Here is a 10,374-nt window from a genome sequence, read left to right as displayed (position 1 = left end):
CTCCGTGCACGTTGCCGTCCACCGGCGTGACGAGACCGATCCCGATGACCTGGGCTTCAGGGAGCGCACCCTCCGTCTCTTGCGCACTGATCCAGGACGAGCGTGGCGAACCGTCGAGATCAGCAAGGCCCTCGGCATCACGGTGAGGGCGAAGTACCGCAGTCTGTGCACACAGATCAACCAGTGGGCCGAGCAGACCATGCTGATTCGGGAAGGGCGAGGGAGATACCGGATCGCCCCCGAATGGTTGGCCCCACCAGCTGAAAACTGATCAACTTGACGTGATGCGCGACGACTTAACTCCGCGGCATTGCCTGTTCAAGACCGAGCTGATCAAGCCCCGGCGGCCCTGGAAATCGCTCTCCCAGGTCGAGTTGGCCACCGCCGAGTGGACCGACTGGTACAACCACCGCAGGCCCTACGGTGAGATAGGCCACCTCCTGCCCGTCGAGTACGAAGCCAACTACTACATGGAATCCACGAAACCCCAGGTCACAACCACAATCTGAGACCTCTACCGAACCCGGGGGGCGGTTCACCCGACGGCAGCACCGGGAAGGACTACCTCGGCTACCTCGCGGCCCCACACCTGCTTTCCGTCCTGCCCGCGGCCTCACCGACCACCACCCCGCCACCCCCAGGCTTCAGCCGAGCCGGTAGTCGATCCACCGCCTGCCGGCCTCCGCCGCCCGGCCCCGGTACGCACCCAGTGCGCCTCCGGGGCCGTGTGCGTGGTGCCAGCACCAGTAGCCGGTGATCGCCACCGCGAACACACTCACCGCCTCGGGATCCACCGCGTGCCAGGCCGGCACCCGGGCAGCCACCGCCGCCTCCGCCCCGGCCGGACTGTGACCGGCGGTGATCAACTGCGGTACCAGAAAAGCCGCATCCACCCACGCCGCGCCCCGCGCACCCCAGGACCAGTCCAGGATCCGAATCCGCCCCGTACCAGCTTCCGCGAGCATGTTGTCCGCACGCAGATCACAGTGAATCAGCGTGTCCCCGACACTCGCCTTCACCAGCCGATCAGGGTCGTCCAGCTCCGCCAGCCGAACACGCCGTGACGCTGCCCAGGAGTCCTGCCCGCCAGACCCGGCCGGAGCGGCAGCGAGCCGAGCCCAGTGGCCGGCCAACGAGAACAACGTCTCCCCGACCGGACCGACCCCTGGAGCAGGGCACGGCGTCAGCTCCTGCTCCAGCGCACCAACCGCATCCAGGACACCGCTCAGATCCGCGGACCCAGGCTGCAGGTCAGGTTCCCGACCCCGGACCGACTCGAAGGCGTTGACGATCCAGTTGCTCGCCTCCAACGACCACAGGAGCCGGGGCGCGACCACCGCCGACAAGTGCTTCCCGACCGCCGCCTCGGCCCGGTAGTGCGACGCCATGCGCGCCGCGAGGTCGACCGCCTTGAGGAACACTTCACTGCCGTCGGCACATTTCACGCGTACGGCAAGCCCCTGCGTGAAGCCGCCCCCTGGATAGATGACCTCCACCACCGACGATCCGAGCCGCGCTTGCACCGCAGCCCGCACATCAAGCGGCACATCCTCCCACCGAGCCCGTACCGACACTGTGCTCACAATGATTCCCTTCGCTCGCTCGGACAGCAGGCTCAACGCCCCTGCCGCTCGGATGGTGTGCGGAAGCCTCAACCGGCCCAGTCGAGCCCAGGGAGGCCGGCGCCAGCTACTGAACCTATCTGCGGTGAGCTTGGCGACACCCCGAACTTCACCTCACTCTCGTGCTCCAGCCGCTCCACGTGAGCCTGGGAGCAGCGCTTTCATGGCCCGAGTCTGGCCACCGTGGAACGGACGGCGGCCGGCCTCGATGCCAAGGCGCTGCGCCGTCGTCTCCTGGTCCTGCCTGACGGCTGCGGGGACACCCCCTTCTGGAGCACGGCTTCGCCGGTGACGGCACGCGCCGTAGGCCCCAGGCCGCTTCGGCAGCCTGGGACCACAGGTCTGCATCGGCGTGAATGCCCGGGACCAGAGCTCAGGGGTGGGGGTGGTCGGCGAGCCATTGCTGAAGTTCGCGGTGGCGGAACTGATAGCCGGGTCCGCTGTAGCGAAGAAGACCGGCGGTGACGGCCCAGTCGAGGAAGACACCGAGGCGGAAGGGCAGCTTGCAGCGCGCACACCCTCCTCGGTTCCGATCAGAAAGGGCGAACGGCTCGGAGGACGGCACCATGGAGGGCGCGGCCGACGGACGTGATCGCGTAGCGGCGGGCGGCGAGGCCGTGGTCGAGTTCCTCGCCGATCTCCTCGCCGATCTCCTCGCACAGCAGGGCGAGGACGTTCTTGCCCGGCCGTGCCACTGCGCCGAGAGCGTCAACTCCGCTGGCAACTGATTCACCCTGAACAAGGATGAACGCAAGAGGTGCAACGGGGGCTTTCGGTCATAACGGGGCAGGCGGGAGAGGGTCGGGAGGCACGTGTGGTGGGAGGGGTATGCCTTCGGCATCACGCATGACAGCGCGGCCGGAGTGATTCCGGGGCGGGTTCCTCAAACCTGCCGCGCGAAATCGGCCAAATACCCGCACATAGCACTTTCCGTGTTCGCCTGAGTTCGGTGAGCTACCCAATGTTTCGGTTCCGCCGCGGCCCGCAGAAGTGCGGCCGGTCGGCGGTGCATTCCAGCAGCGTCGACTCAAGGGGAAGAACCATGGCTACACCTCCTGCTCCGCTCCGGGTTGCCCTGGTCAACGGCAGCTTCGAACAGCCCCCTGTGACCGGTGTGGAGATCCTGCCGGACGCCTCACAGACGCAGACGCCCAAGTGGGTTCCGGGCTGGCTCACCACCGCCTCCGATCACAAGATCGAGCTGTGGCATTCGGGCTACAACGGCGTGCTATCAGCTGACGGTTCCCAGTTCGCAGAGCTCAACGCCTATGAGGTCTCCACGCTCTACCAGGACCTGCCGACCACCCCTGGTACGAAGCTGTACTGGCGGCTGTATCACCGCGGCCGCCAGGGGGATGACACCATGGCGCTGGACATCGGCACGCCGGGCTCCGCAGTGCAGCAGAGGCGCTTCACCGACGGCAACACGGCCTGGGGTTACTACACCGGCACCTACACCGTCCCGGCAGGCCAGACGCTGACGCGCTTCGCCTTCCGTTCCATCTCCGCCGCCGGCGGCAACGGCGGCATCGGCAATTTCCTGGACGGCGTCTTCTTCGGCACCGCTCCCTACGTGGTGCTCGACAAGACCGCGATCCCCTCGGGGCCGTTGGAGGTGGGTGACGTCGTCACCTACCGCGTCACGGCCAAAAATGAGGGCGGCGGCGCGGCGGACAACCTCGTCCTGACCGACCTCATCCCGCCGGGCACGACGTATCTGCCCGGCTCCCTGCGCATCGTCGACGGCCCGAATGCCGGAGCCAAGACCGACGTCCAAGGTGACGACCAGGCTTACTACGACGCCGGGGCGAACAAGGTCGTCTTCCACCTCGGCAACGGCGCCTCCGCCGCGAACGGGGGCAGCCTGGTCAACACTGAAAGCGTGCCGGCGGGGACCACGGTGGAGTACCGGGTCACCATCGACAGGGCCAGCGGCGGCAAGCAGATCAGCAACACCGCAACCGCCTCCTACGAGAACCGGCTCGGCGACACGCCGGAGCCCTTGACCTCCACCTCCAACGAGCAGGTCACACAGGTCAAACCGGCTGCCGACCTGATCGTGACGAAGGCAGCCGACGCGACCACCGTCACCGTCGGTCAGACGGTGACCTACCGCATCACCGTCCACAACGCCGGACCGAACGACGCCACCGGCGTCACCGCCACCGACCAACTCCCTGACGGCCTCACTTTCCTGTCCGCCGCCGGCCCCGGAAGCTACGACCCGGCCACCGGCCAGTGGGCCGTGGGGGACCTGGCCGACGGCGCCATCGCCACCCTCGTGCTGCGGGCCAAGGCCACCAAGGCCGGCCTGATCAGCAACACCGCCATCGCCACCGGCAACGAAAAGGACCCCGACACCACCAACAACACCGACACCGTCAGCGTCTGCGTCGAACCGGCCCCCTCCTGCTGCGACCCCTGCGCCACCCAGTAGTAGTCCCCCAGCCAATCGCCGCGAGGACTACTGCCCTCAACCGCTCCCGGCCACCCCCTGCGAAGGGGCATGGCCGGGGGTACGGCCCCCGGGGCCCCGCCCCTCCGGCGGCACGACCGTCATCCGCAGCGTTCCGACCGGCTCATCCTCCTGCAGTCCGCGATCCCGGCCCAGCGGGGAACCGACGAAATGCGGCGTGTGGGGTGACGGAATGCTGGGCGTGAGGGGTCAGCGTGCAGGCCTACGCCCATGCGGGTCCTGGCCGCAGACGCCGGAAGTCCCGGAAGCGACTCGGACTTCTCCCTTCCACTTGGCGCCGGGGCCCAGGGTGGCCTGCGGCACGCTCTTGGTCCAGTCGATGCCGTCCGCGATCGTGACGCAGTAGCGACCGGTGTCGACCTTGTCGACGCGTACTACTCCCTTGGCCCGGGTGACCGTGCACGGCCCGCGCACGACGGAGCTGTACGAAGTCATCGAGGACGGCACGGAGCTGCGCCTGGTCCACATCGCGCCCGAAGGGGCCGCAGGAGGCTGGTACGCCGGTCCGCCCGAGCTGTACGGGGCCGACCCGGTCGAGACGCCGTGGATGGAGGCCGGCCCCGACCGGCTCACCATTACCCGCGACGGCGTCATCGTCCACCAGGGCCATCACGCGCTGCCCCGCCCCGACACCGCCGAACCGCGGATCACCACCGCGGCCGGGCCGGATGGCGACGTCGGCTGGGCCGTCGTCCAGGACCGCGAGTACACCCCCACCGAAATGAACGCCCTGGAACAGAAGATCCTCGCCCGGGGCGCGGAACTCGCCGCCCGCCACGACCAGAAGCAGCACGAGGGCGGGGCGGAGGGGTAGGACGACGGAAAAGCCCCGCCGGATGATCCGGCGGGGCAGCGCCCAGGAGTGCGCCGGGATCGATCCGCTCGGCGGAAAGCAGGGGCGGTGTCGACTCCGTGCTCCTGGTCGTGCTCGTCATCGGTTCGGTACCCAGCGGGCGGCGCCCCTGACTGAGGGCCGGCCGGGCCTGGACCGTGATCCTGACCCGGCCCGTGGTCGGGCCCGTCAGGCGGGATGGAGGGGCAGTTCCTCGTCGGCGCGGCCGCCGGTTCCGAGGGTCCGCCGAGGGGACGGGGGCGCCGCTGGGCTGGAGCCGAGCACGCCTCGGGCTCGCAGGTCGTCGAGGTCGGACAGGCGCTCTCGGGGAGAGCGTCGAGCAGGTCGGCCTGGGCGGCGCGGATGCTGTGCGCGGAGCCTGCGTCCGGAGGCTGCGCAGTGCACGCGGGGCGTGCCGGGAGGGCGGTCGCTGGGGTCGGTTGTTGGCAGCGGTGGACACGGATCGCTCGGCAGCCGTTGCATCTCGGTCGTCTTCCCACCAGATCCGAAGATCTCCGGTTTCCTGGTCGTGGCACGCGCTTCGCTCGTTTCCATACGCGCGGGCATGGGCTGGGCCGCGCGGACCGGGGAGAGTGGGGAGCTGACGGTGACGGCAAGCGAGATCGAGACGGCCGCCTCGGGCGCGGCCTACGGGATGGATCCGGCGGCCGGTGGGCTCGATGCCGCCCGGGAGCGGGTGTGCGTGCGCTTGACTGCGGCTGTCGGACCGGACGGTGCGGTGCGCAGCCCGTGTACCAGCCGGGCCCTGGAGTCGGCGCTGCTGCTCGTCCTGCTGCGCCGGCGTGGCGGTCGTGGGCGCCAGGAGCGAGAGCTCGCGCAGTATCTGGCCACCCCGCAGGCGCAGGCTGGCGGGTTCGACGCGGCGTTGGCGCACGCGGTTCTGGAAGGCCGCAGGATCGTTTCCGATGTGGTCGGGGGTGAGTTGCTGGCTGGGTTCGACCACTTCTCGCTGGCGCGTAAGCGGCTGCTGTTCGACGTGTACCTGGCCGTGGCGGGCGCCGTCCCGTTCGATGGGTCGATGCTGCGCCCGCACCGTGCGGCAGGGCGGGGCGGTGTCAACGAGGACAACACGGTCACCTGGATCGAGATGATCATGCTGAGCGTGCGGGTCGTGGTCGCGCACGGCCTCGGGGCGGGCGGCCAGGTCGGTGACGGGGAGCGCGAGCGGCTGCTGGAGCTGCTGGGCTCCAGCCGGGCGCCGGTGTGGGAGAACTACCCGGCCGCTCACCTGCTGGCACTGCTGGCCGTTCAGGAATTCGCCCCCGGCCACCGGCTGGTCGAGTCCGGTGTGGCTGCGGTGCTGGCGTGCCGCAACCCGGACGGCGGTGTGCCGAGCATGTCGAACCTGGACGTGTTCAACACGGGGCCCGCAGGGCTGGCACTGTCCCGGGCGGGAGCGGACCGCGGCCTGCTGCACCGTATGTGCGACTACCTGATGGGCCGACAGATGCCCGACGGGGGGTGGGCGTTCGGCGAGGACATGCGGCACAGCGACGTGGACGCCAGCTCCTACGCCGCGGCGTGCCTGGCCGCCGTCGACCCCGCACGCCACCGGGACGCCCTGGTGCGGGCCGGAGGGTACTTCCGGGGCATCGTCGGGCGGGACGGCGGGTTCCCGACCTACGTGAAGGGCGACCCGTCCGAGGCGGGCATGACCGCGGGCGCGGTCAGCGCGCTGGCCTGGAACGGCAGCGACCACGGCGGCCTGCTGGACGGCGCGGCCCGCTGGCTGCTGGACGCGCAACACGAGGACGGTACGTTCGAGCGCAGCTGGAGCCTGAGCGAGGCGAACACGATCTGGCGGGCGACGTGGGCGCTGCACTCGATGCCCGAGCCGACCCGCACCGCCCTCAAGGCGCGTATCGCCGATGCGAGCGCCGCCACCCACCGGTTCCTTGCGCAGGCGCAGAACGAGGACGGCGGCTGGGGCTACCGGCCGGGCGACGCCAGTGACACCACAAGCACCTGCTACTCGCTGCTCGCCCTGGCCGCCATGGGCCGGCGCCCGCAGGAGGACGCCGTCGTGCGGGCCGGCCTGGCCCACCTGGTGTCCCGGCAGGGACCCGACGGCGCCTTCACCGCGCTGCCCGACCAGGTCGCACCCCGACCTCTGCTGTTCGACGCGCCGGTCTTCACCGAGATCTGGGTCCTGCTGGCCCTGACCGGCAGCGACAGCGGCGAGACATGGTGAGCGGACCCCGGACAGAGGCGATGGCCACCCACGGGCCGCAGCCCCCCGGCCCCGACCGGGCGCCGCGGCCCCTGCCCGTCGACCGAACCTCCCCGGTGGACCCGCCCGCCGAGTTCCGGCGCCTTCGCACCGAGCTGCCCGTGGCACCGTTGGCGTTCCCCGACGGGCCGCCGGGCTGGCTGGTCACCCGCTACGAAGACGTCCGCGCCGCCCTCGCCGACCCCAGGCTCAGCTCGCGGCGCCCGCACCTCAACTCCCACGTCCGAGCCAGCCTCATCACCCCCGAGGAAATGGCCGCGCTGCGCCCCTCCGACCTGCTCACCAGCGACCCGCCCGAACACACCCGGCTGCGCCGCCTGGTGAACGGCCAGTTCACCACCCGCCGGATGAACCTTCTCGCCCCGCGGATCCAGGACATCGTCGACCAGCACCTCGACACCCTGGCCGCCGCGCCCCGCCCGGCGGACCTCATGGCCACGGTCGCCCTGCCCGTCCCCTCCCTGGTGATCAGCGAACTCCTCGGCGTCCCCTTCACCGACCGCGACCAGTACCAACGCCTCACCGCCGAACTGCTCTCCCTCGACCGCGCCCGGGAACAACTCCTGGCCAGCAAAGCCGAGATGAAGGCCTACCTGCTGCGCCTGATCCGCACCAGGCGCGCCGAGCCGGCCGACGACCTGCTCTCCGGCCTCCTCCAGAGCCAGGCCACCGATACGACACTGACCGACGACGAGATCGCCGCCCTCGCGCAGCTCATCCTCATCGCCGGACACGAGACCACCGCCAACGTCATCGGCCTCGCCGTCCTCCTCCTGCTGCGCCCGCCCCGCCTGTGGGACACGGTGCGCCGCCGACCCGACCTCGTCGACGGCGTCATCGAGGAGACCCTGCGCTACGCGACCGTGCTGCAGTTCGGCCTGCTGCGCGTCGCCCGCGAACCGCTCACCCTCGCCGGACAGCACATCCGGGCAGGCGAGCGGGTCGCCCTCCACCTGCCCGCCGCCAACCGCGACCCCGACCGCTTCGCCGACCCCGACCGCTTCGCCCCCCACCGCCCCGATGCCGCCAAGCACCTCAGCTTCGGCCACGGCCCCCACCACTGCATCGGCGACCAACTCGCCCGCATCGAACTGCGCACCCTGCTCGCCACGATGCTGCACCGCTTCCCCGACCTGGAACTGGCCACCGACCCGAACGAGGTCCCGACCCACACGCACAGGGTCGTCCACGGACTGGCCCACCTCCTGGTGGACTTCACCCCATGACCCGTCACCAGAGCAGCCGACCCCAGCAGCAAGGGACCACACGAACGGTGGCGACGACGACACCCGAAAGCCACTCCGCGTACGACGCCTACGCCTTCGACTTCGACGGCACCCTCGCCGACACCGCCGACGTCAACAACGGCGCGGTGCGGGCCTCACTCGCCGCCCACGGCATCACCGTCACTCTCGCCTGGCTATGCGCCGAACCCGCCTTCACCGCCGGCCAACTGCGCCGGCGTCTCGCCCTACCACCGGCCGCCCTGCCCGAGGACACCTTCGTCCAAGCGGCCCGCGCCTACTGGTTCGCGAACACCGACCGCATCAAACCGATCACCGCGGCCGCCACCGCCGCCCGCACCGCCGCCGGACACGCCGCCCTTGCCGTCGTCTCCGCCAACTACAGCGACATCGTCCGACACGGCCTGGAGGTCGTCGGACTCGACGACCTCCCCTGGACCGTCGTCGGCCGCGACGACGTCACCCAGCCCAAACCCTCCCCCGACGCCTACCTGCGCGCCGCCCACCTCCTGGGCACCGACCCCGCCCGATGCCTCGCCCACGAGGACACCGACGAAGGCATCACCGCCGCCACAAGGGCCGGCATGCACGTCATCGACATCAGACACCAACCCTGGCAATGACCCCGAACGAGCCCGCCCACCGGGAGGAGCGTCCGGGCGAGGCCGTACCACACCGCCCACTTACCATGTCGCAGCGGAAGATCGGCCGGAACATCGAGGCGATGCGCTACGAGCGCTACCGCTTCCGTCCGGTCCGGCGTGTCCATATCCCGAAGAAGAACGGGACGACGCGTCCGTTGGGGCTGCCGACCTGGTCGGACAAGCTCGTCGGTGAAGTGATCCGCCTGCTGTTGGAGGCATATTACGAGCCGACATTCTCCGACCGCTCCCATGGATTCCGTCCCCGCCGTGGCTGCCACACCGCTTTGCGGGAGGTGGACCACACCTGGACCGGGACGTCCTGGTTCATCGAAGGGGGACATCGCCGACTGCTTCGGCAGCCGGGACCACCAGGTTCTGCTGTCGGTCCTCGGCGAGAAAACTCATGACCAGCGGTTTCTGCGGCTGGTGCGCAACATGCTCAAGGCCGATACCTGGAGGACTGGAAGTGGGGTGCCACGCTCTCCGGAGCTCCGCAGGGCGGAGTGGCCTCCCCGGTCCTGTCCAACATCTACCTGCACAAGCTGGGCGGGTTCGTCGAGACAGTCCTTGTTCCGGAGTACACCCGAGGGAAGCGCCGGGCCAGGAACCCGGCCTATCTGGAGTTGCAGAATCTGCTGGCGAAGGCCCGCCGGCGCGGTGACCGGGTCCAGGCCCGTGCGTTGCGTCAGCGGATGGTCAGCCTGCCGAGTTCGGATCCGAACGATCCGGGGTATCGCAGGCTGCGCTACATACGCTATGCGAAGCCATGACCGACCTGATGGCCCGCCGTCTCACCGGAGAGACCACCATCTCCTGGCGCTACCCAGCATTATCCAACAAAGCCCGCATAGCAGGATGAAAAACCGGGAGAAAACGACCTCCAAACAGGCCCGATTTTGATTTTGGTCAGTGGGCGGTGACGCCGCGGGCCGCAAGGACGTCCAACTTGTCCGGGACCGCGAGCAGGGGGTCTGTAAAACGTTCGGCTCTGTTCCGTAGTCGGTGGTGACGACATGTGACGAGTCTCGTTGACATCACATGTGCGATGCCAACTCCCTTGTGGGAACAGTGTTTTCGGGGCTCGCGGCGCTGGTCATCGAGGAGGTGGTGGATGGCGGTGAGGTGATCCGGATCGCGGCCCGGACCCGGGATGTTCCTTTGCCCTGCCCGGTGTGCGGGGTGCTGACGGGAAGGTGCACGGGTACCACAGCCGGACCGTGGCGGATGTGCCGGTCGACGGCCGAAAGGTCGTGATCCACGTCCAGGTACGACGCTTGGTCTGCCCGGTCCTGGGATGCCGGCGGC

Annotated in this window: 8 protein-coding genes and 3 pseudogenes; 9 read left to right on the top strand and 2 right to left on the bottom strand. The window is 69.6% G+C overall.

All coding sequences use genetic code 11. The annotated features are described in order from the left end of the window. Positions 1–271: pseudogene (locus ABZY11_RS39185) on the top strand (hypothetical protein); the annotation flags it as partial. A 13-nt stretch (positions 272–284) separates the two neighbouring features. Continuing rightward, the gene (locus ABZY11_RS39180) at positions 285–509 is read left to right on the top strand and encodes an integrase core domain-containing protein (RefSeq protein WP_356483744.1); all 225 of its coding nucleotides are present in this window, start codon (positions 285–287) and stop codon (positions 507–509) included. A gap of 135 nt (positions 510–644) precedes the next feature. On the opposite strand, the gene ABZY11_RS39175 is transcribed toward ABZY11_RS39180, so the two are convergent. Continuing rightward, entirely contained in the window at positions 645–1,583 is a 939-nt protein-coding gene (locus ABZY11_RS39175) for a phosphotransferase (RefSeq protein WP_356483743.1), read from the bottom strand. A gap of 572 nt (positions 1,584–2,155) precedes the next feature. Further along, complete coding sequence (locus tag ABZY11_RS39170) at positions 2,156–2,317, bottom strand: hypothetical protein (RefSeq protein WP_356483742.1); 162 nt, start codon at positions 2,315–2,317, stop codon at positions 2,156–2,158. Positions 2,318–2,664: 347 nt separating this feature from the next. Here ABZY11_RS39170 and ABZY11_RS39165 point away from each other — a divergent pair, with 347 nt between their 5' ends. From ABZY11_RS39165 to ABZY11_RS39135, 7 genes and pseudogenes are all read left to right on the top strand, one after another. After that, a complete protein-coding gene (locus ABZY11_RS39165) occupies positions 2,665–4,059 on the top strand; it encodes an isopeptide-forming domain-containing fimbrial protein (protein WP_356483741.1) in 1,395 nt (464 codons plus the stop codon). 430 nt (positions 4,060–4,489) lie between these two features. Then, a complete protein-coding gene (locus ABZY11_RS39160; RefSeq protein ID WP_356483740.1) occupies positions 4,490–4,912 on the top strand; it encodes a hypothetical protein in 423 nt (140 codons plus the stop codon). 625 nt (positions 4,913–5,537) lie between these two features. Then, the gene (locus tag ABZY11_RS39155) at positions 5,538–7,142 is read left to right on the top strand and encodes a prenyltransferase/squalene oxidase repeat-containing protein (protein WP_356483739.1); all 1,605 of its coding nucleotides are present in this window, start codon (positions 5,538–5,540) and stop codon (positions 7,140–7,142) included. Between the two features lie 20 nt (positions 7,143–7,162). Next, entirely contained in the window at positions 7,163–8,407 is a 1,245-nt protein-coding gene (locus tag ABZY11_RS39150) for a cytochrome P450 (protein WP_356483738.1), read from the top strand. Between the two features lie 47 nt (positions 8,408–8,454). Next, on the top strand, positions 8,455–9,048 hold the full coding sequence (locus ABZY11_RS39145; protein ID WP_356483737.1) for an HAD family phosphatase: 594 nt from the start codon (positions 8,455–8,457) through the stop codon (positions 9,046–9,048). Between the two features lie 77 nt (positions 9,049–9,125). After that, a pseudogene (locus tag ABZY11_RS39140) lies at positions 9,126–9,830 on the top strand (reverse transcriptase/maturase family protein); the annotation flags it as partial. Positions 9,831–10,137: 307 nt separating this feature from the next. After that, a pseudogene (locus ABZY11_RS39135) lies at positions 10,138–10,374 on the top strand (transposase family protein); the annotation flags it as partial.

Origin of the sequence: Streptomyces sp. NPDC006510, from assembly GCF_040611955.1 — a bacterium.
In the GTDB taxonomy this organism is placed as follows: Bacteria; Actinomycetota; Actinomycetes; order Streptomycetales; family Streptomycetaceae; genus Streptomyces.
The sequence above is the reverse complement of the archived record's forward strand: the minus strand, read 5'-3'. Positions and strand labels throughout refer to the sequence as shown.